This window comes from Pseudomonas sp. GW458-11-26-14-LB4 (assembly GCF_059423925.1).
The window spans coordinates 144,962-170,607 of sequence record NZ_JBWKYU010000006.1 but is presented as its reverse complement, the minus strand read 5'-3'; the positions used below and the strand labels follow the sequence as shown (position 1 = coordinate 170,607).

23 protein-coding genes are annotated in these 25,646 nt (G+C 60.5%); 14 read left to right on the top strand and 9 right to left on the bottom strand.

Features of this window, described 5'->3' with window-relative positions; all coding sequences use genetic code 11:
• The first annotated feature begins 74 nt into the window (after window positions 1–74).
• From AC07XZ_RS10280 to AC07XZ_RS10255, 6 genes are all read left to right on the top strand, one after another.
• Complete coding sequence (locus AC07XZ_RS10280) at window positions 75–683, top strand: YqiA/YcfP family alpha/beta fold hydrolase (protein WP_064382909.1); 609 nt, start codon at window positions 75–77, stop codon at window positions 681–683.
• A 42-nt stretch (window positions 684–725) separates the two neighbouring features.
• Window positions 726–2,633 (top strand): DNA topoisomerase IV subunit B, encoded by a 1,908-nt coding sequence (gene parE / locus AC07XZ_RS10275; RefSeq protein ID WP_039766602.1) that lies wholly within the window; start codon window positions 726–728, stop codon window positions 2,631–2,633.
• On the top strand, window positions 2,633–3,622 hold the full coding sequence (locus AC07XZ_RS10270; RefSeq protein ID WP_102686798.1) for an esterase-like activity of phytase family protein: 990 nt from the start codon (window positions 2,633–2,635) through the stop codon (window positions 3,620–3,622). The genes parE and AC07XZ_RS10270 overlap by 1 nt, the downstream gene beginning before the upstream one ends.
• Complete coding sequence (locus AC07XZ_RS10265; RefSeq protein ID WP_102686797.1) at window positions 3,619–4,143, top strand: retropepsin-like aspartic protease family protein; 525 nt, start codon at window positions 3,619–3,621, stop codon at window positions 4,141–4,143. The genes AC07XZ_RS10270 and AC07XZ_RS10265 overlap by 4 nt, the downstream gene beginning before the upstream one ends.
• Window positions 4,144–4,150: 7 nt before the next feature.
• Window positions 4,151–6,415, top strand: coding sequence for a DNA topoisomerase IV subunit A (gene parC / locus AC07XZ_RS10260; RefSeq protein ID WP_102686796.1), 2,265 nt, complete (start codon window positions 4,151–4,153; stop codon window positions 6,413–6,415).
• Between the two features lie 177 nt (window positions 6,416–6,592).
• Window positions 6,593–7,303, top strand: coding sequence for a PqiC family protein (locus AC07XZ_RS10255; protein WP_085746491.1), 711 nt, complete (start codon window positions 6,593–6,595; stop codon window positions 7,301–7,303).
• A 380-nt stretch (window positions 7,304–7,683) separates the two neighbouring features.
• Here AC07XZ_RS10255 and AC07XZ_RS10250 read toward each other — a convergent pair whose 3' ends face one another.
• On the bottom strand, window positions 7,684–9,192 hold the full coding sequence (locus AC07XZ_RS10250; RefSeq protein WP_102686795.1) for an AhpA/YtjB family protein: 1,509 nt from the start codon (window positions 9,190–9,192) through the stop codon (window positions 7,684–7,686).
• 134 nt (window positions 9,193–9,326) lie between these two features.
• On the opposite strand from AC07XZ_RS10250, the gene serB reads away from it, so the two are divergent.
• Window positions 9,327–10,541 (top strand): phosphoserine phosphatase SerB, encoded by a 1,215-nt coding sequence (gene serB / locus AC07XZ_RS10245; RefSeq protein WP_039766615.1) that lies wholly within the window; start codon window positions 9,327–9,329, stop codon window positions 10,539–10,541.
• A 39-nt stretch (window positions 10,542–10,580) separates the two neighbouring features.
• Here the strand turns inward: serB and AC07XZ_RS10240 are convergent, their stop codons facing one another.
• Complete coding sequence (locus AC07XZ_RS10240) at window positions 10,581–12,335, bottom strand: cyclic-di-GMP receptor FimW-related protein (RefSeq protein WP_102686794.1); 1,755 nt, start codon at window positions 12,333–12,335, stop codon at window positions 10,581–10,583.
• 222 nt (window positions 12,336–12,557) lie between these two features.
• Here AC07XZ_RS10240 and AC07XZ_RS10235 point away from each other — a divergent pair, with 222 nt between their 5' ends.
• Window positions 12,558–12,959 (top strand): lectin OAA family protein, encoded by a 402-nt coding sequence (locus AC07XZ_RS10235; protein WP_102686793.1) that lies wholly within the window; start codon window positions 12,558–12,560, stop codon window positions 12,957–12,959.
• 60 nt (window positions 12,960–13,019) lie between these two features.
• Here AC07XZ_RS10235 and asd read toward each other — a convergent pair whose 3' ends face one another.
• The 3 genes from asd to AC07XZ_RS10220 are packed head-to-tail and all read right to left on the bottom strand — an operon-like array spanning window position 13,020 to window position 16,292.
• Complete coding sequence (gene asd / locus AC07XZ_RS10230; RefSeq protein ID WP_102686792.1) at window positions 13,020–13,880, bottom strand: archaetidylserine decarboxylase; 861 nt, start codon at window positions 13,878–13,880, stop codon at window positions 13,020–13,022.
• 18 nt (window positions 13,881–13,898) lie between these two features.
• Window positions 13,899–14,714: a rhodanese-like domain-containing protein gene (locus AC07XZ_RS10225; RefSeq protein WP_064379082.1), complete on the bottom strand. Its 816-nt coding sequence runs from the start codon at window positions 14,712–14,714 to the stop codon at window positions 13,899–13,901.
• A 39-nt stretch (window positions 14,715–14,753) separates the two neighbouring features.
• Window positions 14,754–16,292, bottom strand: coding sequence for an HDOD domain-containing protein (locus AC07XZ_RS10220; RefSeq protein WP_102686791.1), 1,539 nt, complete (start codon window positions 16,290–16,292; stop codon window positions 14,754–14,756).
• A 167-nt stretch (window positions 16,293–16,459) separates the two neighbouring features.
• Between AC07XZ_RS10220 and motA the strand changes: the two genes are divergently transcribed.
• Both motA and motB read left to right on the top strand, forming a co-directional pair.
• Complete coding sequence (gene motA, locus AC07XZ_RS10215) at window positions 16,460–17,311, top strand: flagellar motor stator protein MotA (protein ID WP_007952169.1); 852 nt, start codon at window positions 16,460–16,462, stop codon at window positions 17,309–17,311.
• 3 nt (window positions 17,312–17,314) lie between these two features.
• Window positions 17,315–18,382, top strand: a complete 1,068-nt coding sequence (gene motB / locus AC07XZ_RS10210) for a flagellar motor protein MotB (RefSeq protein WP_102686790.1) — start codon at window positions 17,315–17,317, stop codon at window positions 18,380–18,382.
• Window positions 18,383–18,470: 88 nt separating this feature from the next.
• On the opposite strand, the gene AC07XZ_RS10205 is transcribed toward motB, so the two are convergent.
• The 4 genes from AC07XZ_RS10205 to rsgA all read right to left on the bottom strand — a co-directional run bounded on the left by AC07XZ_RS10205 (window position 18,471) and on the right by rsgA (window position 21,572).
• Complete coding sequence (locus tag AC07XZ_RS10205; RefSeq protein ID WP_102686789.1) at window positions 18,471–18,962, bottom strand: toll/interleukin-1 receptor domain-containing protein; 492 nt, start codon at window positions 18,960–18,962, stop codon at window positions 18,471–18,473.
• Window positions 18,962–19,921 (bottom strand): caspase family protein, encoded by a 960-nt coding sequence (locus AC07XZ_RS10200; protein ID WP_102686788.1) that lies wholly within the window; start codon window positions 19,919–19,921, stop codon window positions 18,962–18,964. Before AC07XZ_RS10200 ends, AC07XZ_RS10205 begins: the two co-directional genes overlap by 1 nt.
• Window positions 19,922–19,923: 2 nt before the next feature.
• Entirely contained in the window at window positions 19,924–20,331 is a 408-nt protein-coding gene (locus AC07XZ_RS10195) for a TIR domain-containing protein (RefSeq protein ID WP_064379087.1), read from the bottom strand.
• A 209-nt stretch (window positions 20,332–20,540) separates the two neighbouring features.
• On the bottom strand, window positions 20,541–21,572 hold the full coding sequence (gene rsgA / locus AC07XZ_RS10190) for a small ribosomal subunit biogenesis GTPase RsgA (protein ID WP_102686787.1): 1,032 nt from the start codon (window positions 21,570–21,572) through the stop codon (window positions 20,541–20,543).
• Window positions 21,573–21,679: 107 nt separating this feature from the next.
• On the opposite strand from rsgA, the gene orn reads away from it, so the two are divergent.
• The 4 genes from orn to AC07XZ_RS10170 all read left to right on the top strand — a co-directional run bounded on the left by orn (window position 21,680) and on the right by AC07XZ_RS10170 (window position 25,602).
• Window positions 21,680–22,222, top strand: a complete 543-nt coding sequence (gene orn / locus AC07XZ_RS10185; RefSeq protein ID WP_102686786.1) for an oligoribonuclease — start codon at window positions 21,680–21,682, stop codon at window positions 22,220–22,222.
• 83 nt (window positions 22,223–22,305) lie between these two features.
• Window positions 22,306–22,917: a trimeric intracellular cation channel family protein gene (locus AC07XZ_RS10180; protein ID WP_085746499.1), complete on the top strand. Its 612-nt coding sequence runs from the start codon at window positions 22,306–22,308 to the stop codon at window positions 22,915–22,917.
• Window positions 22,918–23,215: 298 nt separating this feature from the next.
• The gene (locus AC07XZ_RS10175; RefSeq protein WP_102686785.1) at window positions 23,216–24,247 is read left to right on the top strand and encodes a hypothetical protein; all 1,032 of its coding nucleotides are present in this window, start codon (window positions 23,216–23,218) and stop codon (window positions 24,245–24,247) included.
• A 410-nt stretch (window positions 24,248–24,657) separates the two neighbouring features.
• Window positions 24,658–25,602 carry a hypothetical protein gene (locus AC07XZ_RS10170; RefSeq protein ID WP_129972332.1) on the top strand — a complete coding sequence of 315 codons (945 nt, stop codon included), beginning with the start codon at window positions 24,658–24,660 and terminating at the stop codon, window positions 25,600–25,602.
• The last annotated feature ends 44 nt before the right edge of the window (window positions 25,603–25,646 follow it).

Here is a 25,646-nt window from a genome sequence, read left to right as displayed (position 1 = left end):
CCTCGGGTGCTGGCCCAACACCCCTCGACTCCCTGTAAACTCCGCTTTCTTCAGCCGACGCCCAGGGAGCTCAAATGTCCGGTTCGATTCTCTATATCCATGGTTTCAACAGCGCGCCGGCCTCGAAGAAGGCCTGTCAACTGGTCGAGGTGATGGAGCGGCTGGGTTTGAGCGATCAACTGCGTGTGCCGGCGCTGCATCACCACCCGCGCGAAGCCATCGGTCAGCTGGAACAGGCAATCGCCGAACTCGGCCGGCCATTGCTGGTGGGAAGCTCGCTCGGCGGCTACTATGCGACTCACCTGGCCGAGCGCCATGGCTTGAAAGCCTTGCTGGTCAACCCGGCCGTCAGTCCGCACCGGATGTTCGACGGATACCTGGGCACCCAGAAAAACCTGTACACCGACGAAACCTGGGAGCTGACCCACGACCACGTGACGGCCCTGGCCGAGCTGGAAGTGCCGGCGCCGCAGGATCCGCAGCGTTATCAGGTATGGTTGCAGACCGGGGATGAAACGCTGGATTATCGCCTTGCCCAGCAGTATTACCGGGCCTGCGCCTTGCGCATTCAGGCCGGCGGCGACCACAGTTTCCAGGGATTTGTTACACAATTGCCGGCATTGCTCAGCTTTGCCGGGATTGGTGCCGATACCTATCAGGCAATCGATTTCACCGCACTGTGAAGTCTTGCCCCATTTTCATTGAATCACTGACGACGAGACCCTATGGCCACTCCCAGCGCTAGCTCCTATAACGCCGACGCCATCGAAGTCCTCTCGGGCCTCGACCCGGTGCGCAAGCGCCCCGGCATGTACACCGACACCAGTCGGCCGAACCACCTTGCCCAGGAAGTCATCGACAACAGTGTCGACGAAGCCTTGGCCGGCCACGCCAAATCGATCCAGGTCATCCTCCATGCCGATCATTCGCTGGAAGTCTGCGACGACGGTCGCGGTATGCCGGTCGACATCCACCCGGAAGAGGGCGTTTCGGGCGTCGAACTGATCCTCACCAAGCTCCATGCGGGCGGCAAGTTTTCCAACAAGAACTACCAGTTCTCCGGCGGTCTGCACGGGGTGGGTATTTCCGTGGTCAACGCCTTGTCGACCCAGGTACGGGTGCGGGTCAAGCGTGACGGCAACGAATATGAAATGACCTTCGCCGACGGCTTCAAGGCCACCGATCTGCAAGTGATCGGCACTGTCGGCAAGCGCAATACCGGGACCAGCGTGTACTTCGCGCCGGATCCGAAATACTTCGATTCGCCGAAATTCTCCATCAGCCGCCTCAAGCACGTGCTCAAGGCCAAGGCCGTTCTGTGCCCGGGGCTGCTGATCAGTTTCGAAGACAAAGGCACTGGCGAGAAGGTCGAGTGGCATTACGAAGATGGCCTGCGTTCCTACCTGGTGGACGCGGTCAGCGAATTCGAGCGCCTGCCGGACGCGCCGTTCTGCGGCAACCTGGCCGGTACCAAGGAAGCGGTCGAGTGGGCCTTGCTGTGGCTGCCGGAAGGTGGCACCTCGGTCACTGAAAGCTACGTCAACCTGATCCCGACGGAGCAGGGCGGCACCCACGTCAACGGTCTGCGTCAGGGCCTGCTTGATGCGATGCGCGAGTTCTGCGAATTCCGCAGTCTGCTGCCGCGTGGCGTGAAGCTGGCGCCGGAAGACGTTTGGGAGCGCATTGCTTTCGTCCTGTCGATGAAGATGCAGGAGCCGCAATTCTCCGGCCAGACCAAGGAGCGTCTGTCGTCTCGTGAAGCAGCGGCTTTCGTTTCCGGTGTGGTCAAGGACGCGTTCAGCCTGTGGCTCAATGCCAACCCGGAAACCGGTCTGGCGCTGGCCGAACTGGCAATCAGCAACGCCGGCCGTCGCCTGAAGGCCAGCAAGAAAGTCGAGCGCAAGCGCATCACCCAGGGGCCGGCGTTGCCGGGCAAACTGGCCGATTGCGCCGGGCAGGATCCGATGCGTTCCGAGCTGTTCCTGGTGGAAGGTGATTCCGCCGGCGGTTCTGCCAAGCAGGCGCGGGACAAGGAATTCCAGGCGATCCTGCCGTTGCGCGGCAAGATCCTCAACACTTGGGAAGTCGACGGCAGCGAAGTGCTGGCCAGCCAGGAAGTGCACAACATCGCCGTAGCCATCGGTGTCGATCCGGGCGCCGAGGACATGAGCCAGCTGCGCTACGGCAAGATCTGCATCCTCGCCGACGCCGACTCCGACGGTCTGCACATCGCGACCTTACTCTGCGCCCTGTTCGTCCAGCATTTCCGCCCGCTGGTGGATGCCGGTCACGTCTACGTGGCGATGCCGCCGCTGTACCGCATCGATCTGGGCAAAGAGATTTACTACGCCCTCGACGAAGCCGAGCGCGACGGGATCCTCGACCGTCTGGTGGCCGAGAAGAAACGCGGCAAGCCACAGGTCACCCGATTCAAAGGCCTGGGTGAAATGAACCCGCCGCAACTGCGCGAAACCACCATGGACCCGAACACCCGGCGTCTGGTGCAGTTGACCCTCGGGGACGACTTCGCCCAGACCTCGGAAATGATGGACATGCTGCTGGCGAAGAAACGCGCCGGCGACCGCAAGACCTGGCTCGAATCCAAGGGCAACCTCGCCGAGGTTCTGGCCTGATGCGGTTTGGCTGGATCTTGGCGGGTGCGTTGCTGCTGGGTTCGATGACGGTGTCGGCAGAGCCTGTGCAAGAATTGCGCGTGCTCGCCGAACACCCGGTCGAAGGCATGCGCGGCGGCAATCTGTCGGGGCTGGCCTTGTGCGGTAATGACCTGTGGACGGTTTCGGACCGCGACGATGATCAGATCTACCGTCTCGATATCCGCGACCGGGTCTGGCAGGCCACGGCCGTGCGCATCGATCCGCCGAAAGTGCCGGACAGCGGCTTGCCGTGGGGCATCAGTTCGCGCACCTGGGCGGCGTCGTTCATTCGTGGCGGCGATCTGGATTTCGAAGGCATCAGCTGTGATAGCGCCGGTAACCGCTACATCGTCAGCGAAGCCCACGCGGCCGTGCTGCAAGTACCGCCGCAGGGGCCGTCGTCGTGGCTGAAAATCTCGCCGATGATGGTGCGCGAGGCGCGGGCCAGTGGCATGTTGCTGCAGTTCAACGCGATATTTGAAGGTCTGGCGATCAGTCCGGCGGGCGATCAGATGTGGCTGGCTGCCGAGCGGCAAAGTCGCGGTTTGTTGCTGATCAAACGCCAGCAGACGGTGTGGGATTGTGACGGTCGCTGCGTGCTGCTCAGTGAAGGCGGCATGGAAATGCAACCGCCGCAGTTCCCGAAAGCCCGTCCGGTCAATCGGGATTTTTCCGATATCTCCCTGTTCAACGGGAAGCTGTTTACCCTTGAGCGCAACGCGTACCAGATCTGTCGTCGCGATGCGCAGACGGCCAAGGTCGAGCTCTGCTGGTCGTATGCGGCCGAGCTGTTGCAGGCCAATCGGCGTTATTCACAGAACTTCGGCCTGGAAGAGGCGCTGGTGGTCGATGCTCAAGGCGCCTGGATCGGCGTCGACAACAATTTCGGCCCGCGCGCCGATGGCGAGGTTCGCCCGATCATCTGGCGTTTCGCCGCGCCCGAGGGTGGCTGGAGCGCCAAGCCATGAGCCAGCAACCGCCGGGCAAACGCGCCGGTCGGGTGCTGATGATTCTGGCGTGGTGCGCGGCGCTGTTTCTGGCCACGCGGTTTTTCGGCCAGTGGGAAGAACGCCAGCGTAATCCCAATGCGGAAGTGGCTTCGCTGCAGGGCAACGGCTTTATCGAAGTGAAATTGATCGGCAACGCCCAGGGACATTTTGTCGCCAGCGGCCTGATCAACGGTCGGCCGGTGGAGTTCATGCTCGACACCGGCGCGACCGACGTGGCAATCCCGGCCGAGGTGGCGGAAAACCTTCGGCTGGAAGAAGGTTTCGGTGTGACCCTGAGCACGGCCAATGGCCTGAGCCAGGGCTATCGCACCCGTATCGACCGCCTGCAACTGGGCGACATCGTGCTGCGGGACGTCCGCGCACTGGTGGCGCCGGGGCTGCATGGCGATCAGGTGCTGCTCGGCATGAGCGCCCTGAACAAACTTGAATTTACTCAGCGCGGCGGCACCATGCTGCTGCGCCAGACAACGAACCGATGAGGCCCGCATGAGCGATAACCTTGCAGACAGCTTAGATGGCGTAGAACGCCGGTCGCTGGCTGACTTCACCGAAAATGCCTACCTCAACTACTCCATGTACGTGATCATGGACCGTGCCCTGCCGCATATCGGCGACGGTCTGAAACCAGTACAGCGGCGTATCGTCTATGCCATGAGCGAGCTGGGGCTGGATGCCGATTCCAAGCACAAGAAGTCGGCGCGTACCGTCGGCGACGTGCTCGGCAAGTTCCACCCGCACGGCGACTCGGCGTGCTATGAAGCGATGGTGCTGATGGCCCAGCCGTTCAGCTATCGCTACACGCTGGTGGACGGCCAGGGTAACTGGGGTGCGCCGGACGATCCGAAATCCTTCGCCGCCATGCGTTACACCGAAGCGCGGCTGTCGCGTTATTCCGAAGTGCTGCTCAGCGAACTGGGCCAGGGCACCGCAGACTGGGGCCCGAACTTCGACGGCACCCTGCAGGAACCGCTGGTGTTGCCGGCACGTTTGCCGAATATCCTGCTCAACGGCACCACCGGCATCGCCGTGGGTATGGCCACCGACGTACCGCCGCACAACCTGCGCGAAGTCGCGACCGCGTGCGTGCGCCTGCTCGATGAGCCGAAAGCCACGGTCGAACAGCTCTGCGAGCACATTAAGGGCCCGGACTACCCGACCGAAGCGGAAATCATCACCCCACGCGCCGACCTGTTGAAAATGTACGAAACCGGCAAGGGCTCGGTGCGCATGCGCGCCGTGTACCACGTCGAGGACGGTGACATCATCGTCACCGCGCTGCCGCATCAGGTCTCCGGGGCCAAGGTGCTGGAACAGATCGCTGCGCTGATGCAGGCCAAACCGTCGAAAGCGCCGCAGATCGCCGATCTTCGCGACGAATCCGACCACGAGAACCCGTGCCGCATCGTGATCATTCCGGTCAACAGCCGCGTCGATCACGAAGCGCTGATGCAGCACCTGTTCGCCAGCACCGAGCTGGAGTCGACCTATCGGGTCAACGTCAACATCATCGGTCTGGACGGCAAGCCGCAGCTGAAAAACCTCCGTGCGCTGCTGGTGGAGTGGCTGGAATTCCGCGTGCTGACCGTGCGTCGCCGCTTGCAATTCCGCCTCGACAAGGTCGAGCGTCGCCTGCACCTGTTGGACGGTTTGCTGATCGCCTACCTCAACCTGGATGAAGTGATCCACATCATCCGCACCGAGGAACACCCGAAAGCCAAGCTGATCGAGCGTTTTGCCCTCAGCGAGATCCAGGCCGACTACATCCTCGACACCCGCCTGCGTCAGTTGGCGCGACTGGAAGAGATGAAGCTGCGCGACGAGCAGGACGAACTGCTCAAGGAACAAGCCAAGCTGCAAGCCTTGCTGGGCAGCGAAGCCAAGCTGAAGAAGCTGGTTCGCACCGAGCTGTTGAAAGACGCTGAAACCTACGGCGATGACCGTCGGTCGCCAATCGTCGAGCGTGCCGAAGCCAAGGCGCTGACCGAACACGATCTGCTGCCGAACGAGAAAGTCACCGTCGTACTGTCGGAAAAAGGCTGGATCCGTTCGGCCAAAGGCCACGAGATCGACGCCACCGGCCTGTCGTACAAAGCCGGGGACGGCTTCAAGACCTCGGCGGCGGGGCGTTCGAACCAGTCGGCGGTGGTCATCGACTCCACGGGCCGCAGTTACTCGCTGGCCACCCACACCCTGCCATCGGCACGGGGCCAGGGCGAGCCGTTGACCGGCCGTCTGACGCCGCCGCCGGGCGCCACGTTCGAATGCGTGCTGATGCCTGAAGAGGACTCGCTGTACGTGATCGCCTCCGACGCCGGCTACGGTTTTGTGGTGAAAGGCGAAGACCTGCAAGCCAAGAACAAGGCCGGCAAGGCCCTGTTGAGCCTGCCGAACAACGCCAAGGTGATTGCGCCGCGTCCGGTCGCCGACCGCGAGCACAACTGGCTGGCCTCGGTGACGACCGAGGGTCGCCTGTTGATCTTCAAGATCAGCGATCTGCCACAATTAGGGAAGGGCAAAGGCAACAAGATCATCGGTATTTCCGGTGAGCGTGTGGCCAGTCGCGAAGAATATGTCACGGACATCGCCGTTCTTCCGGAAGGCGCCACCTTGGTGCTGCAGGCCGGAAAACGTACCTTGTCGCTGAAAGCCGACGACCTCGAACACTACAAAGGTGAACGTGGTCGTCGTGGTAACAAACTGCCACGTGGCTTCCAGCGGGTGGATGCGCTGCTCGTCGAAAACCTCAATTAAGCGTCCTAGAGCGCCGGATCTACGATTTAACCCGTAGATCGGCGCTTTGGCGCTGGAGTCGGAACGCATATTCACGGATGATATGGCCTTTCCAAGCGCCGGCGTGGCCGAGCGTTCTTCATATTTATTGAGTATTTTCACTGTGGTCAGCCTTGTGGCGGCCACCTGGACGGGATGATGACTTCTCTGCGCCCCCTTATTTTCCTGCTCGCCGGCGTTCTTGGCCTGGCGGGTTGCAGCGTTCACCAGCCGGTGTCGCTGTATCAGCTGGACAGCGGAAGTCCGGCCCAGCCTGCGCAAAGCGCGGGCATGGCAGTTTTGCTGGGCCCTGTGATCGTTGCCGATTACCTGCAACGGGAAACCCTGTTGCAGCGTCAACCGGATGGCAGCCTCCAAGCTTCGACCGATGGTCGCTGGGCCGGAAGCCTTTCGTCGGACATCGATCAGTTGCTGTTGCGTCAGGTTGCCGGGCATCTGGACAGTCAGCGCGTCGTGCTGGCGCCGGCCACTGTGGGCTTCACCCCGGATGTGCAGGTGCTGTTGACCATTACGCGTCTGGATTCTGGTCAATCGCAACCGGCGATCCTCGATGCGCAATGGCGTCTGATCGACCGCCGTGGCCAGGTGCGCGATAACCGCATCGTCCATCTGCAAGAGCAGCATGCCGGCACCACCGCCGCGCAGGTGCAGGCGCAAGGCGTGTTGTTGCAGCGTCTGGCCGAGCAGTTGTCGGTAGCGCTCAAGCCGTTGGCCAATCAGCCACCGGTCGCCGAAGCGCCGCGCAAACCGGCACCGAAACCGGCAGCACCGGCGGCGGAAGCCGAGAAGCAGCCGAAGATACCGATGGCTTCGCCGATTCGTACGGATATGGAAGTGTTTCGCTTCTAAGGCTGGATCGAGTCAGGACAGAGCCCGCCTTGTGCGGGCTTTGTCGTGTCTGGGCGTTGGTGGGACATGCATTGGTGTCCGACTCGAAAAGCCCCTCACCCTAACCCTCCCGAAACGTCGGACCGCCCGGAGGGAGAGGGGACTGATTGGGGGATATTCGGGAGGTACGCCGACTTGAAAGCTCGGCTGTGAATCCATAATCGACTCAAATTTTCAGGTCGACGGATAGCGTTATACACCTCAGTCAGTCCCCTCTCCCCTCTGGGAGAGGGCTAGGGTGAGGGGCTGTTTGACGACGGGTGATGTCACAATAACGCCACAAACAAAAAGCCCGCAGACAATCACTCGTCTGCGGGCTTCTTCACATCAAGGGCAAGGCCTCAGGCCCGACGCTCATGCATCCGCGCCAGCTGCCGCTCAAGCATCGACGGATAAGGCTCCATCAACCGCTCCACACAGCAAGCCCCCTCAGGGCTGGCAATCGGCCGGATTCGTGCACGCTGGCGAATCAGCGCGTCGTCACCGATCTTGCGCTCCACCAGCAGCAGGTTGCGGCTGTGTTGCGACAGAGCCAGGGCGTCCTGGGCGGAATCGGTCAGCAACAGGTCAATCTGGCTCAGGCCGAACAGTTCGTCGCCGAGGGTCAGGCCCAGCTGCAATTGCAGGGTGATGCCGCTGTCGGCGACTTCGATCTGCAACTGGTGGCCCAGCGCCCGCAGCAGCTCGCCGCAGCAGATGGCGTTGGTCAGGTAATCGTCGCCGCTGTCTTCGGTGTGGAACAGCATCAGGGTGCTGCCGTCGTTCAGTGTTTCGATTTCACCCTGGTACAGCGAAGCAGCCTGCTCCAGGCAGTCGCGATAGCGATCCTGCAACTCTTCCAGACGTGCGCGCGGCAAACGGCGCAGTTGTTCCTGCGAGCCCAGTTGTACCGCCAGCACCGCCGTGTGTTGCGGCACGCTCGGGGTCGGTCGGCGCACTGCCGGTTGTGCTGTTTCGTCCAGCGACTCGTCACGCAGATCGGCGAACGGGTCTTCGTCATCGTCGTCTTCAACGGTGCTGACCACATGGCGTGGCGCAGGCTTCTGCGCAGCCATCGGGCGGCTCTCGTCGAAACTCGGATCACGCAGGTTGCGCACTTCGAATTCCGGCTCGTCGTCCTCGAACTCGGGTTCCGGCTCAGGCTCCGGTTCGGCCGGCTCCGGCGCATAGTTGGCGTGTAACTGGCGGGCAAGATCGCCGATCTCGTCCTGACGTTCGATACCCGGCGTGTATTCGTCGATCCGGCGCAACCACACGCGCAGTTGCAGCAGCGGCGTGGAGATGTGCCGGCCCAGACGCAGGCTCAGGGCCAGTGACAGTGCCAGCAGGATCGCACTCAGGATACCCATGCTTTGCAGGCTGATGGTCATCGGCTGCTGGAACTGATCCATGTCCAGGCTGATGCGCAGTTGCCCGGCGGTCACGTCCTGGAAAGTGATCTTGCTCTCGTACATGCCCTCGGCTTCGCCCAGCAGGCCGTGCTTGGGCCGCTGACCGGACTCGGCGAGGATGCGGTTGTCCACGCTGTAGATGGCGGCGTGGGCCACCAGCTTGTTCTTGGTCAGGTTGTTGAGCAGCACGTTGAGGCTGAGGATGTCGTTGGACACCAGCAGCTCGGTGGCGGAGGTGGCGGTCTGCGTGGTCAGGCTTTCGCCCAGCGCATCGGCCTGCTCGTGCATGGCCTGCTTGAACTGCAGGCCCATCACGCAGGCATAGATCACCAGGGCCAGGGCGACCAGGATCACGTTATGGCTGGCAATGCGCAATGCAATCGGTACACGGCGGTGGCGCAGTGCACGGAAGATCAGCAGAAAGAAGTTATCGGTTTTAACTGGCGTGGGCCGGTTCACTGAGCTCGGCTCTTTTGTCCGTGAAGTTGACGCGCAGTATAGCGACAGGCCCTAGACCGGCAAAGCGCTGGCGGTGCCCGATGGTCACTGAAAGTGGGTAGAATGCGGTTTTTTTCCAGTTGCGGGGGTGCGCGTTGCGCGAAATCGTCCTGATTAACATCACGGGAGTCGACCGTCCGGGTCTGACGGCGGCCATTACCGGTGTTCTGGCCCAGGGTGGTGTGAATATCCTCGACATCGGTCAGGCGGTGATCCACGACATGCTGTCGTTCGGCATCCTCGTGGAAATCCCCGATTCCGAGCAAGGCAAGTCGGTGCTCAAGGACATCCTGTTCAAGGGCTATGAGCTCGACCAGCAGGTGCGTTTCACCCCGGTGTCCGAAGAGGATTACCAGCAATGGGTGGGCAATCAGGGCAAGAAGCGTCATATCGTTACTCTGTTGACCCGCAAGGTCACCGCTGGCCAGTTGCAGGCCGTGAGCTCGATCACCGCCAAATACGGCCTGAACATCGACCATATCGACCGTCTGTCGGGTCGTATGCCGCTGGACACCCCGGCTGACAAGGGCAAGGGCTGCATCGAATTCTCCGTACGCGGTGAAGCGGCCGACCCGCAGGCCCTGCGCGCCGAATTCCTCAGCGTGGCTCAGGAGCTGAACGTCGACATCGCCTTCCAGGAAGATTCGCTGTTCCGTCGCAACCGTCGTCTGGCGGTGTTCGACATGGACTCGACCCTGATCGAAGCCGAGGTCATCGACGAACTGGCCAAGGCCGCCGGCGTCGGCGATCAGGTTTCGCAAATCACCGAGCGGGCAATGGCCGGCGAGCTGGACTTCCGCGCCAGCTTCAAGGAGCGTCTGGCACTGCTCAAGGGCCTGGATGTCAGCGTGCTCGATTCGATCGGCGCCTCGCTGCGCCTGACGGAAGGCGCCGAAACCCTGTTCGCCGAACTCAAGCGTCTGGGCTACAAGACCGCGATCCTGTCGGGCGGCTTCACCTACTTCGCCAAGCAATTGCAGGCCAAACTCGGCATCGATTACGTGTTCGCCAACGAACTGGAAGTGGTCGACGGCAAGTGCACTGGCGTGGCGATCGAGCCGATCGTCGATGCCCAGCGCAAGGCTGATCTGCTGAAGCAGCTGGCTGAAAAAGAAGGTTTGCGTCTGGAGCAGACCATCGCCGTGGGCGACGGCGCCAACGACCTGCCGATGCTGGCGATTGCCGGTCTGGGCGTGGCGTTCCGCGCCAAGCCGCTGGTCAAGCAGTCGGCGAAGCAGGCGATCTCGACCCTCGGTCTGGATGGCGTGCTGTACCTGCTGGGCTTCCGCGATCGCGACGGGCAGCTCTGACATCGGCGCAGGATCGCAGCCTTCGGCTGCGGTCCTGGCTCAAAGGGATTTCCACAACGAGTCGAAATCCTCTTCGCTCCCGCCATTCCTGGCGGTTTCCAGCGAGCGATAGGCAAACTGATTGAAACTGTGAGTGCTGGCCACCCGCCGATCCAGCCCGGCGCGGTGCTCCTCGCCCTGGGTGTTGATCAGCACTTTGTTGCCTTCCTGAAACGGCAGCCGTGGCGCCAACAGCGTCGCCGGCAAGTCGATCGCACTGATCTCCGGTAACAGCAAACCGCGCAGGTACTGGCTGTGATCATCCCGCGAACGCACCAGTTGCAAACCGCACGGCCGCGCATGGGGCGCCACCAGTTCGATGCCCATTTGCGTACCGGCGCCGCGCACCTGGCGGATCCAGCGCACCACGGCAATGCTCCAGCCCTGATTGAGGCTGTCCTGAATTCCGACCATTTCCCCGGCCTGCAATTCGGCGGGTACATCCTTCGGCCAGGCCAGACAATAACCGCCGGGGCTGTGGTTGATCACCGGCAAGGCGTAGGTCGGGTAATGCGGCGGACTGTCGGCGTCGTCTTCATCGTCGATCAGCGGTTCGTAACGAATTTCCTCGTAGGGCAACAATTCATCGGATGTGCTTTGCGGCGCGGCATCGAACGCCTGGCTCCAGCTGTCCTTTTCGCCCTGGACCACCGCGCGGCTGAAATTCGCCGCACGGGCGCCGGGGTGCTTGAGCAGTTCGCTGAAGGTGCGTTCGCCACCGAGGTAAAAATGCAGGGCGCTCATGCCGACGCACACGGTCAGGTTGCCCTGGCCGACGGTGCGCTGGAAGCTGCGTTCGGCAGCTTCGCCCCAGGTGGCGTGCAAATGTTGCAGGGTATCGAGGGTCAGGCCGGACGGCACGGGCAGCGGCGTGGTCGCATCCTGATGCAGCAGGTGGGCCTCGATGGCGTTCACCAGTGGTTGCGGATCGAAACCGAGCAGATTGGCTTGTTGCTCGCTACGGAATTGGGAGCGGTAACGCGGGCCGGCGTCGATCTCTGCCGAAACCGCGAACAACCCCTCGCCCGGATGTGCGGGATGCAGTTTCAGCCACGCACTCCACGGCTCCACTACTTGGGCCAGGCGCGCGATCTGGTTCTGCCGCAACTGATTGCAGCGGGCGCTGCCCAGCAGCAGGGCGGCGAGGTAGGTCTGTTCGACACTCAACTCGGCGGTGAGGCTGGCAAGGTCGTCGCGCACCCGGCGATGTTGCAGTTGCAGCTCGCAGGCGCAGCGAAACAATTGATGCAGTTCGAACCACAGCTGTTCCGGTGCGGCGCTGTACAGCTGCGTCGCGCGAACCAGTTGTCCTTTGAGCGCGTGAGCCGCCCGTTGCAGCGCTTCGCTCACCAGGGTTGCGCGATCCCGGGAGTACTTGGGCGCGATCCGCAGAATGATCTGTTTGTAACCGATGGCCAGCTGACTTTGCAGGGCCTGGCACAGGTTGCTGATCTTGCGAGAGCGCTCATCGAGCATGATCGCCTGATGCAGAAAATGCCGTTCCAGATGCTGGCAGACGAAGTAAACCTCGGGTCGCAACAGTTCCAGCAGATGCAGGCGATTATCGCTGGGCGTCAGCAATTGATTGAGCTCACCTAAGCCTTGATACAGCAGGCGCGCGGTTTCGCCGATGTTTGCTTTCGGCAGGTCGGCGATCCAGCGCTTGAGGTCGCGCGGGGTGGCTTCACAGAAGGACAGGCGCAACTGCGTCGGGGTCGGGGCGCTCAGTTTTGGTTGGGAACGAGGCTCACTCATGCCGTGACAAGCTCCGGCGGCGAATAGGGCAATGCCAAAAACTCTAGCAGTTGTGGTCTGTTTCGCAGGCGATTGTCAGGGTTTTTTACCGTTGGTCTGCTGGCCTGGTGCCATTCCCGCAGGCGCTACTAGGCTCTCAGACGTGCGATCGGAAACGCACGGTTGCACGGCCTGCCGTCAACGTCGGGGCAGGTCTCCCGAAACTTCAAGGAGATGAGGTTCATGTCTAAATACGCAGTGGCAAATCAATGGGGCGGTAGTTCGGCACCCTGGCATCCGGGTGGAACCTGGGTGCTGGGCGCGCGGGACAACCAGAACGTCGTCGCGATCGAGATCAAGTCCGGCGACGGTGGCAAAACCTTTAACGGCACTATGACTTACGCCGGCGAAGGCCCTATTGGCTTCAAGGCTCAGCGTACTGGCCAGAACCAGTACAACGTTGAAAACCAGTGGGGTGGCAACGATGCCCCGTGGCACCCAGGTGGCAAGTGGGTGATCGGCGGGCGGGATAACCAGAATGTTATCGCGTTGAGTGTCACATCCAATGACGGAGGGAAAAACCTCAGTGGCACCAATACCTACGCCAACGAAGGGCCGATCGGCTTCCGTGGGCAGATAGAGTAACGGCGCCACCCAGGTCGTATCCGCCCCTTCGCAGACTTGCGAAAGGGCGGATCAACCGGTTCAGGGGTTGGACAGTGCCAGGGCCTGACCCATCTGCACCGGCGAGCCGGCTCTCAGTTCTTCAACCCATTTCACCTGATCCGGCCCGAACAGCACGATCGCGGTCGAACCCAGCTTGAAGCGCCCCAGTTCCGCACCTTTTTCCAGATGAATCGGCGCACGGGCGGCTTCGTCGTAACGGAAGGTTTTCAGCTCGCGCTTCGGCGGCGTGACCAAACCGGCCCATACGGTTTCGATCGATGCCACGATCATCGCGCCCACCAGCACCACGGCCATCGGCCCGCGCTCGGTGTCGAAGATGCACGCCACGCGCTCGTTGCGGGCGAACAGTTCAGGAACGTTTTCCGCGGTGGTCTGGTTGACCGAGAAGATCCGGCCCGGAATGTAGACCATTTCGCGCAGGGTGCCGGCCAGCGGCATGTGCACGCGGTGGTAGTCCTTCGGCGACAGGTAAACAGTCGCGAATTCACCGCCCATGAACGGCGCCGCATTGGCCGCGTCGCCGCCCAGCAGTTCCAGCACGCTGAAGCTGTGGCCCTTGGCCTGGAAGATACGACCGTGTTCGATCGGACCGAGCTGGCTGATCGCACCGTCGGCCGGGCTGAGGATTGCGCCCGGGGTCTGGTCCAGTGGACGTGCGCCGTCTTTCAGCGCGCGGGTGAAGAAGGCGTTGAAGTGCTCGTAAGCGGTCACGTCTTCAACCAGCGCCTGCGACATGTCCACTTGATAACGCTTGGCGAACCAGGTGGTGAAGGCATTCTTGAACCAGCGCACGCGGCACTCGGCGACGCAGCCGGCCAGGCGCGACAGCAGGTGATGAGGCAGCAGGTACTGGCTGATGATAAACAAACGCTCTTTCATGACTGTCCTTAAAAATCCTTAAAGCTCGACGGGGGTGTCGGGGTGGTTGCCCCATTCGCCCCAGGAACCGGCGTAGCCCTTGACCCGCGGATAACCGAGGGCCTTGGCCACCAGATAAGTGAAACCGGACCGGTGATGGGTCTGGCAGTGGGTAATGATTTCTTTGTCCTTGGTGATCCCGAGGTTTTCGAGGATCTGCGGCATGTCGGTACGGATGCGCAGCTGGCGCGCCTGATCCATGCCCGCCGTCCATTCGAAATTGACCGCGCCGGGGATGTGCCCGCCCTTGGCCGCCAGGACCTTTTCGCCGGAATACTCCAGCGGACCTCGAGCGTCCCAGATCGCCAGGTCAGCGGCGCCAAGACGGCTCTGCAGGTATTCGCGGGTGGCGGTGGGTTCCTCGTGCAGGGTCAGGGCAACCGGGCCGCCCGCCGCTGGAGGAATCTGGATCGACATCGGCGAGCCTTCCGCCAGCCACGCCGGCAGACCGCCGTCGAGGTAGTGGTATTTGTCATGGCCGATCACGTCGAGCAGCCAGATGAAGCGCCCGGCCCAGCCGCCGCCTTCGTCGTCATAGACCACGTAGACCGCGTCCTTGCGATGACCCAGCTCGCCGAACAGTTCTTCGAGTTTCTCTTTGCTCGGCAACAGGCCCGGAGCCGGCGCCTGACCCAGCTGGGTGCGTTTCGGATCAACAAAACGTGCGCCGGGAATGTGTCCCTCGGCGTAGCGGGCGGCACTGGTCAGATCCACCAGAATCAGATCGCGGGATTCGAGGCGCGGCAGCAGGTCGCTCGGCTCGATCACCAGGGCCAGGCCAGAGAAATCAGACATGTGAGGTCTCCAGAGCACAAAGGGGAAGGATTGTAGCTGTCATTGGCCGCGCTGGCTAAAACTGTGCAGGGCTTTCTCGATGCACTGCGCGGTTTTGCCGAAGGCTTGCACGGTGATGTCGGCGAACGGCCCGCCACCCTGGTCGGCGACCACGATCATGATCACCCGGCCGTTGTTCACCAGTGAACGCAGGAACAGGTGCTCGCCCCGGAACAGCGTGCGCAGCGAGGGGGGCAGCAGAGCGGAAAACTGGGCATTGTTGTCCGGGGTGATCCGCACTTGCGCCTGCTGCGCGAGCAAGCGTTGCAGCACCGAACTCTGGCTGACAACGAAATTGAGCGCAGCGGCTTCCTTCGGCAACCCCGAGGTTTGATGGACGCGCAGATTGGCGTGGCTGCGGTCGGCCATCAGGATCATCACCCGACGCATGCCGCTGGCGACCAGCGCCTCACGGGCGGCGACAGTCAGGCTCATGGCATTGGTGAAGCGGCTTGGCACGGCCAGCAGCTCGGCGCATTGCCGGCGCCACTGGGTCAGGTCGTCAGCGGATGGCGCCGCAGCCGGCAGCATTCCGGCAGGCAGACGACGGGTGCCCCACGGCCAAAGCAGCGAAACCGCCGGGTGCCACAGATCCGGCATGGAATGATGGCGAGCGCTGACGGCGGCCTGTTGGTGCAACTGTTGTTGCACCTCGTCCATCGAGATTTGCAGATAGAGGCTGGTCAGGAATTGCCAGCGCTCGCTGTGCGGACTGTCCCAGGCCTGTTGCGCCGAGAGTGCCAGACCGTTGGCCAGCAACACGGTGTTGGCCGGCTGATTGAGCCAGCGACGCAGGGTCGGATCGTCGTCGAGGCGGTTTTGCTGGCGCAACGGATGATCCACATCGCGGGCAATGCGCAGGACCTTGACCAGTTCGCGCTGCTCGGTCAGCAGCAGCCGATAACCTTGTTGCACCCAGATCGGCAGACGCCAGGCTTCCACCAGCGCTTCGCCGATTTTCAGCAGGCGCACGCCGAACAACTGCTTTTCCACGACGCGCGCTGATTCGCCCTTGTGGATAACCCGCACTTCCCACTCTTCAAGCAATTGGGGAAAGGTCAGTGCCAACGGCCACAGCGGCGAGAGAAACAGCAGGCTGCCCCAATGGATGTCCTGCCACAAACGTGCGAGGCGGCTGGCGAAAAAACCGTTGGCCTGTTGCGTGGCGTGCTGGCTGATCATCTGCAACTGGCGCAGGGCCTGGGGGATCTGTGCGGAAGGTTCGGCGGGCAGGCGCGCGAGCAGTTCTTCGGTGCGGCCAAGGCCGAGGCGATTGATCGCCACTTCGAGGTTTTCCGCCGGCGCAGTCATGTTGCCGTGGGTGTGGCGGTTGGCTTCGCGGATGATGCTCAGGGCCAGTGCCGGGCTGTCCTGCATCAGGTCGGCGATGTCGCGCAGCGAGCTGCGGTCATCGCGAATCGCCCGGCAGACCCGGTCATGGGCATCTTGCGGCACCGGCAGGCGAACGCTGTCGAGCAGCTTCACCCAGCCATCGAGTGTGGTCGGTTTTACGTGTGGGACGTTCGTTTCATTAGCCATGTCTGGACGAGATCTTCACTGACTGTAGACGCGCCCGGCATGGGCTAAATTGGCTTTTCGCCTGAACTGGCTATAGTCTGGCGCAGTTTTGCCGATAAGTAGAAGAAGAGATTTTTTAACTTCCGAATATGACCTTGAACCCGACTTAAACAAGTACCTTTCTACCTATGGCTAAAATTATCGGCATCATCGTCGTATTCGCGAGCGTGCTCGGCGGATACGTGCTCTCCCACGGCAAGATTGCCGCCCTGATCCAGCCCTTCGAGGTGATGATCATCGGCGGTGCTGCACTCGGTGCATTCCTGCAGGCCAACCCCGGCTACATGACGATGCACGTGCTCAAGAAATCCCTGAGCATGTTCAGTTCGCGTTTCAGCCACACGTTCTATCTGGAAGTGCTGGGCCTGATCTACGAGATCCTCAACAAGAGCCGCCGCGAAGGCATGATGGCCATCGAAGGCGATATCGAAGACGCCGCCGCGAGCCCGATCTTCGCCAAGTACCCGGCGGTACTGAAAGACGAACGCATGACCGCGTTCATCTGCGATTACCTGCGCATCATGTCCTCCGGCAACATGGCTCCCCACGAGCTGGAAGGCCTGTTCGACATGGAACTGTACAGCCTGAAGGAAGACCTCGAGCATCCGTCCCACGCGGTGAACGGCATTGCCGACGCCATGCCGGGTTTCGGTATCGTCGCGGCGGTACTGGGTATCGTGGTGACCATGGCCTCCCTGGGTGAGGGCGATCAGAAGTCCATCGGTCTGCACGTGGGTGCGGCACTCGTGGGTACCTTCTTCGGTATTCTCGCGGCATACGGTTTCTTCGGCCCGCTGGCGCACTCCCTGGCGCACGATGCCAAGGAAGAGCTGAACGTCTACGAAGCCATCAAGGCCTCGCTGGTGGCTTCGGCTTCCGGCATGCCGCCGTCGCTGGCTGTCGAGTTCGGTCGCAAGGTTCTGTACCCGGCTCACCGTCCAAGCTTTGCCGAGCTGGAACAAGCCGTTCGCGGTCGCTAAGTCATGGAAAATAACCAGCCGATAATCATCAAGCGCGTCAAGCGCATCGCCGGCGGGCATCACGGCGGGGCGTGGAAGATCGCCTTCGCCGACTTCGCGACGGCGATGATGGCGTTCTTCCTGGTGTTGTGGCTGCTGTCCACCGCGACCCCGGAACAGAAGATCGCCATCGCCGGTTACTTCAAGGATCCGGTCGGTTTCTCCGAGAGCGGCACGCCGTACATCATCGATCTGGGCGGTACGCCGACCCTGGCGCCGGAAAACACCCTCAACCCTGAAGTGAAGTCGCAGCCGCAACCGGACAAGGTCACGGTCGACACCGAACAGGTTGAAGGCATGGCCGAGCAGGTCGAGAAGGAACGCCTGGAACTGTTGCTGCAGGAACTGCAGAACAAGGTCGACGAGAACCCGCAACTGCAGAAGTTCAAGGATCAGATCCTGTTCGAAATCACGCCGAACGGCTTGCGCATCCAGATCATGGACGCCGAGAACCGGCCGATGTTCGACTCCGGTTCTGCACGCCTGAAGCCGTACTTCGAAGACATCCTGCTGGCCATGGCCGACACCATCAAGGCGGTGCCGAACAAGATCAGCATCAGTGGTCACACCGATGCCAAGCCTTACGTGGGCAACGGCGATTTCGGCAACTGGGAGCTTTCGGCCAACCGTGCCAACGCCGCCCGGCGTGCATTGGTGGCGGGCAGTTATCCGGATGCTCAAGTGGCGCGGGTTGTTGGTTACGCCTCGTCGGCACTGTTCGACAAGGAGAACCCGTTCAACCCGGTCAACCGCCGCATCGACATCGTGGTGCTGACCAAGAAGGCCCAGGCGGCCATCGAAGGTTCGCAAGGTGCCGACCCGTCGAAACCGGCAGATCAAGGCCAGAACGGCGCGGCGCCGGCCACCCCGGTCGACCCGAACGCCTTGCCGGCAGATCAGCAGCCGGTGCCTGCACACGAGTTGCGCGAACGGCTGAACCTGTTCGACGACCCGCTGCCGAAACCGACCGAACCGGGCGCCGCGGCGCCAGCCCCGGCGCCTGCTGCACCGGCTCCCGCGCCGAAGCAGTGACCCACAAAAAAGCCGACAGCGATGTCGGCTTTTTTGTGTCCGGTGGGAAGGCTGGTCACAGACGTATTCCCTGCGGCGCTCGGGCTGACTAAAACCCGCGTCGAATACGGTTTTTCAGCGCGTCATGAAACACTTCGGCGTTGTGTCGATTGGCGGTTCGGGTTGACTGATTTGCCGTGACCGAATCCAGGGTCATGGAACGCTTGACGCTTCCTTCGGTGCGGTAAGCATCGATGAAGAAATCCAGATCCCGATCGGTGCTCAGCTTCGGCCATTTGTCCAGGTAGTGCGGAAGCTCCGCCGGCCCGGTTCTGAACGAGCAGATTCGTCGGTGGCTGATGGTCGCCTCGCCGATTTCGAACGGCACCCACCACGACAGTGCGGTCTTTTCCGACACCACGGCCAGCAGGTGGCTGCACTCGGTGATGTTACGGGTGATGACACCCGTGATGTCGTCGGTGGTCTGGGATTCAGGATCCAGCACATCAAGGTAGGTCTTGATATTGGCCTGAACCAGGCGGCTGTTGATGGCAATCGCCTGAGCGCGATCGCCGTGGCGGTAGCTGATGAATACGGGCATCAGAAATGTCCTTTGAGCGCTAGCTCTCGGTAATAGGCGCCGAGTGCAGTGAGGCGGCAGCCGGTGGAGTGGAGGGCGGCGTAGTACATGTGCTCGGCGTCGACCGGTTCGATCAGGCTGTGGCGGTTGCACATCTGCAACTGTTTGAAGACATCGCCGTGATCGGGATCGAATGCCGCTTCGGTGGGTTCGTAGCTGGGATCGAGCCGGAAGACGAAGCTCGGCTCGGGAAACCAGTCCTTGAGCTTGCGCAGTGTTTCTTCGGCAATCAGCGGCGCGACTTCGCGCAGCGGTACGAATTGCGACACGTTGGTCTTGAACACCGGCCGCTGTTCCCATGCCCCCAGCGCATTGTCGACAAACGAATACACACTGCCCGGCGTGACCTTGCCCAATACATTGGCTGCGCCGCCGTGCAGGGCTTGCAACAGCAGATCGGTGAACACCCCGTGGCCACGGCTTTCCAGCGCCGATTGTTCTTTCTTGCAGGCCGTCAGGATGGTCATGCCTTCGCCGATCACGCTGCTGCCACCGCGCAGACTGCGCATGGCACCTGCTGCGCCGGCCTGGCAGCAATCCAGGATGATGATCTTGTTCTTGATGTGCGGTGCCTGATCGGCCCACGTCAGAATGTCGCTGATGCGAATGCCTTCGCCGCCGTGCCGGAAGTCCTGTGGAATCAGCAGTCCTTCGTCGATGCTGGTGTCGAACTGGCCATGGCCTGCGAAGTACAACAGCGCCACATCGCAGTCGCCGGAAAACAGCTCCCGGATCTGTTGCTTCATCGTGTCGAGTGTCAGGTTCTCCTCGGCTGAAGTCAGTACCTTGCTGCTGAAGTTCGGCCGCCCGTTGGCGTGGCGCTCCAGTACCGAGGCCATTGCCATCGCATCGTTGTTACAGCCGCTCAGTGGCGCGACGTGGGTGTAGTGGTTGATGCCGATAAACAGTCCCTTGCGCATGGTTACACCGCCGTGTGCAGGCGGATGGCCTTGATGATGCTCTGGGTGTTCCACGCACACTCGGCATGTGCGGCATTGCGTACAACGGTGGAAATCCGTTCGGCACCGAACGGTTTGATCGCGATGATCACCTTGCCCATGCGTCTGGCGATCTCGATTTCCTTGTTGATCCACTTGCTGTAGGTCGAATACATGCCGGCCATGATCAACACCGCCGAGCACGGCCGGATCTTGTTTTCGATCGCCTCTTCAAGCTGCTTGTCGGTGCGTGCACCCATGATCGGATTGTGCGGTGGCACGGAAAAGTTCTTGAAGCAGAAGTCGGGTTGAGCGCCGAGCAGGCGCACCAGATTGTCGTGGGCGTGGGGGTGGTTCCACGAGTGACTGATGAACAAATGATAGGTCTGCATGGGGTTCCTCGGAGATCGCATAGGTGCGAAGGAAGAACCCAATTTAGGCCTATGGAAGGGCGCTACAAGGTCTGGGCGGGAAAAGAGAAATGTCCTGCAAACTGAAGTAATCAGGCTTACAGAAAGGGCTTGTGTTTAAGGTGAGGGTGGGAACGCCGGCAGGTTCCGACAACCGGCAGCCCTTGGGGAAGGGCCGCCGACAGGGCTGTTTAGTAGCCGTTTTCCGGCAAACTGGCGATGATCGAGCGGTAGCTGTTCATCCGCTGCTGCTGCACGCGGCCGTCTTCCAGGGCCTTGAGCAGTGCGCATCCCGGTTCGCGATCGTGCTTGCAGTCGCGGAAGCGGCAGGTGCCGAGCAGGTCGTTGAACTCGATGAAACCGGCTTCGACGTCGGCGCGGCTGACGTGGCCGAGGCCGAATTCACGGATGCCCGGGGAGTCGATCAGTTCACCGCCGCCAGGGAAGTGGAACAGGCGCGCTGTGGTCGTGGTGTGCGTGCCCTGGCCGGACAACTCGGACAGCGGGCCGACGCGGGTTTCGACTTTCGGCAGCAGGCTGTTGACCAGGGACGACTTGCCGACACCGGACTGGCCGACGAACACGCTGATGCGCCCGTCGAGCTGCTTCTGCAATTGCTCCATGCCGTTGCCGTGGTGCGCCGAGACTTCCAGCACCGGATAACCCAGCGTGCGATAGACCGCCAACAGGGCATTCAGCGCCGGGGCGTTCTGTTCGTCGATCAGGTCGAATTTGTTCAGCAGCAGCAACGGGCGGATGCCAGCGTGCTCGGCGGCGACCAGATAACGGTCGATCAGGTTCGCATGGGGCTCGGGCAGCGGGGCGAACACGATGACGATCATGTCGACGTTGGCGGCCACCGGTTTGAGCTGGCCACGGCTGTCCGGACGGCAGAGTTCGGTGGTGCGCGGCAGTTGCGCCACGATCACGCCGATGCCCTGGTTGCCGGCGCGCCATACTACCCGGTCGCCGGTGACCAGTGCCGGCAGGTTGGCCCGCAGGTGGCAGCGGAAGACCTGGCCGGCCAGCTCACCGTCAACGGCCTCGACCTCGACCTGCACCCCGAAGTGGGCGATCACCAGGCCGTGCTGTTCCGGGCCCAGGTCGCCGCCTTCGAGCGCCTCGACAGCCGAGGACTCGCGTTTGGCGGCGCGGGCGGCGCGCTCGCCCTGAATCTTTTCGATGCGCCAGTTTTGACGACGATTGAGTTGGCGTTTGGCCATGGGTGTTCCGTCTGAAGAATGCAGCGATTAGGTAAAACGGCCGCGAGTTTAGCACGCCCGGCAGGCTGCCTAGGCTAAACTGCGCAGCATTGCTCAGGAGCCGAAATATGCAAAACCCGCAGAATCTGATCTGGATCGACCTGGAAATGACCGGTCTCGATCCGGAAAACGACGTGATCATCGAAATGGCCACCATCGTCACCGACAATGACCTGAACACCTTGGCCGAAGGCCCGGTGATCGCCATCCACCACAGCGACGAAGTCCTCGCCCGCATGGATGAGTGGAACACCCGCACTCACGGCAACTCCGGCCTGACCCAGCGCGTGCGTGAAAGCCGCGTGAGCATGGCCGAGGCTGAAGCCGAAACCATCGCCTTCCTGGAGAAGTGGGTGCCGAAGGGCAAGTCGCCGATCTGTGGCAACAGCATCTGCCAGGATCGCCGCTTCCTTTATACCCACATGAAGTCGCTGGAAAGCTACTTCCACTACCGCAACCTCGACGTCTCCACGCTCAAGGAACTGGCCGCGCGCTGGGCGCCGGACGTGCGTGACAGCTTCAAGAAGGGCAGCACTCACCTGGCGCTGGACGACATCCGCGAATCCATCGCCGAGCTGCAGCACTACCGCAAGCATTTCATCAAGTTCTGAGATCGGCACCCACGCCGGGGTGCCCTCTTTTGGTGCCTCGGCGAAGTGAGTAGACTGCGCGCCTTCCTGCCAGGATCGCCACCATGTTGCTGATGCTCTACCTCGTCGCCATTACTGCCGAAGCCATGACCGGCGCCCTGTCTGCGGGCCGTCGCGGCATGGACTGGTTCGGCGTGGTGCTGATCGCCTGCGTCACGGCATTGGGCGGTGGTTCGGTGCGCGACGTGCTGCTCGGGCATTACCCGCTGACCTGGGTCAAACACCCGGAATATCTGGTACTGACCACAGTCGCGGCGATGATCACCGTGTTCACGGCTCGCTGGATGCGCCATCTGCGCTCGCTGTTTCTCGTGCTCGACGCGGTCGGTCTGGTGGCGTTCACCCTGATCGGCTGCATGACCGCCCTGGAAATGGGCCACGGCATGCTGGTGGCCTCGGTCAGCGGTGTGATCACCGGCGTGTTCGGCGGCATCCTGCGCGATATCTTCTGCAACGACATCCCGCTGATCTTCCGCCGTGAGCTGTACGCCAGCGTCTCGTTCGCTGCGGCCTGGTGCTACATGCTGTGTCTGTTCCTGAACGTGCCGGGCGAGCAGGCGATTCTGATCACGCTGTTTGGTGGCTTCCTGTTGCGCCTGCTGGCGATTCGTTTTCATTGGGAAATGCCGAAGTTCGTTTATAACGACGAACATTGAGACCTTGCGCAAATGAATTCGTAGCTGTTCTGCCAGCGAATGATTTTTTCGCTATCTGTGTTGTCGAGTGCGGCTGCTTTACGTTCTTCGTGGTTTTTTTCTTTCGAACTTACATTTCATGATGAATGTATCTCGGAGGTAATGTGGCCGGGTTTTTCAAATTGCTGATTCTGCTTTCATTTTAGCTACAGGTTCTTACATTTAAATTTTTGCCGGTTTGTGGTTGCATGTTATTCATGTCTCACTTCGCGTTTGCTTTGCGAGGTATGGAATGACGTCAAACACAAGGAGTAAAAATATGAGTGAGCTTAACGAAGTATCAGGAAACCAGTTGATCCATCCTGAAAGGCTGGACAATATCGACTTGAAGGTGAAGTTCGACTCTTCGTCATTAACGCGAAGTAAAGTGCTGTACGGCAACGGCCGTATGCAAGTAAAGGTTCAGGTGCTGGTATCGGGTTATGATGGAAACGGGGATCGCATTCTGGTTCCAGCAGAAGTCATGAATACGGTTGAACTTATTCACTACAACACCGGGAGAACCTTGCGCGATGGCTGGAGTGCCAGTACCGAACAAGGTCGATTTACGCTGGAAGCGCCGGTAATACAGGATGCAGCACAACCCTCTGACGATGAGCCGGATGATGGTATCCACCCGCAAGTGCGCACATTCTGGGTATCGTCCTCGGGTAGCGGCACGACGCAAATCGCGGCAAGTGTTTCTTTGAACGGGGCAACTATCCGAAGCAATGGAACCGGTCTTTCCGGTTTTCAGGACAGCAGTGTCACTCTGGACGCTCAGGTGCCGGTTACCTACTCGGTAGAACAGTTTCGCTGGACTTCGAACAGACGAGGCAATGAGGAGCCGGGAAACCGGATCTGGAACTACTATCTCGGACTTGTTTATCAGGGACAGCAGATCAAACTGGTGGACTGGGTTTCTTCGAAAGGTACGGATGATGTCAAGTTTGCCTATGGCAACTGGATATATGCGTCGAAAACCAACTATTTGAAGGGGATTCTGGTAAGGCCGAATAAAACTGATGTCACTGTTGCGCTACCTGTTAATGACAATACCTTTGTAAATTATATATTTCGAGATCACGCTCTGGATTCTTCGGCAAAGATCAAAGAGTATGTCGTCAGAGTCAATGATCGTCACGGCGAGTTGACCGTCGTGCAAGCACTTTCCGAGTTCGCATATACGGCGGCCGAATCCAGTGCGGATGGCGTGTTTCCCTTTGTCGCAATCGACCAGTATGGCACGGAGCACAAGTTGGCCATTCGGACCAACTCTGAAAAGCGTGAGTTCTTTCTGGAACGGGGATGAGTCTGCGGCGAGGTGCATTCACTACTTGAGTTCTTTTCGTCGAAAAGGATCCGACCTTGCCAATTAAATATACAGCGGTGCCGACGCCTTTATAGATTGGAGGTGCGCGTGGCAGCGCGCGCTTGGTTTTCTGATATCGCCCGATTTGTTGCTACGGTTAATTTAGCCGTTTTCTCGCAGTTTTAAATGATTGCGGGAAAACGGTTTTTTATTGTGCGTAATTAAATGTCCGTTTGTTGAAGAGGGTATTGAGCAGTTCAGAGTCGGAAGTGAGTTTATCGTTGTTTCATTGTGTGTGATTACATGTTGTCACTGGTTGTCTGTTTTATTTGTTTTTGGAGCGTGTATCAATGAGTTGGCGTGAATGCTATTCAAGCTTCGCGATAACTTTTTTGTTTAAGGGGTTTGATATGTCTGAAGAAGGTTTGATTATCCAGCGTATTGAAGTGAAGTTCGATTCTTCGGCGGCCATTCGCCATAAAGCACTTTATGCCAACGGTCGCATGCAGATTCGGGTGTTGGTGCTGATTTCTGGTGAAGATGCGCAAGGCAACGCTGTTTCGCTCCATGGCCACTCTGCTCTGGAGACACTTCGGTTGATTGACTATAACTCCGCCGCACCGCTGACAGGTGACTGGACAGCGAGCTCCCGGGAGAATCATTTTGCCCACGACATTAAGGGGGGGCACGCACGGGTCTCGCCATTGGTGCCTGCCGCCGGCAATCGATTGTCCGACCCTTCGGAGGTCGTCCAGGTTTTTGAGTACTGGGTTTCCAGCAGTCGCTCGGGGTCGATGCAGATTGCTGCCGAGGTCATCCTGGATGGCGAAAGGTATCGAAGCAACGGCCAGGACGGACGCGACAGCAGTATCACCTTGGAGGCCATCTCACCCAGGCAATATCCGATCGCCAATTTCATGCTGGCCAGGACAAGGGTGCTGGATCGGCCAGGTCTGTTTGAAAGGATGGAGCAGCACAGTCTGACCTTAAACGCAGAAGGTCGTCTGATTCATTTGCTCGAATGGTCCAGCGGGACGGTACAGCAGGAAACCGAATATGCAAGCGAGTTTTTCTATTCCGGCGATGCAACAAAAGTGTCGGCCGGTTTGAGAAGTTATATCGGTTACATCGGTCCTGCTTTCAGCGATCAGGTGACCGCGCGCACGCCGAGTGGCTTTCGGACGTTGCGTCAGGATCCCGGTACGATCTCGATAATCAGCCATATAACAGCAGAACTCCAAAGTAAGGTGATACGCCGGGAGTTTCTGGATCTAAATGTCTACGACGAGTATGGCACCGAACATCGGATACGTATAAACCCGGATATTGCAAATCGGTCATTCACATTAAGTTGAAATGCATTTTTCAATTTGACGCTCTCTTGGCGTTGCTCTGCAAT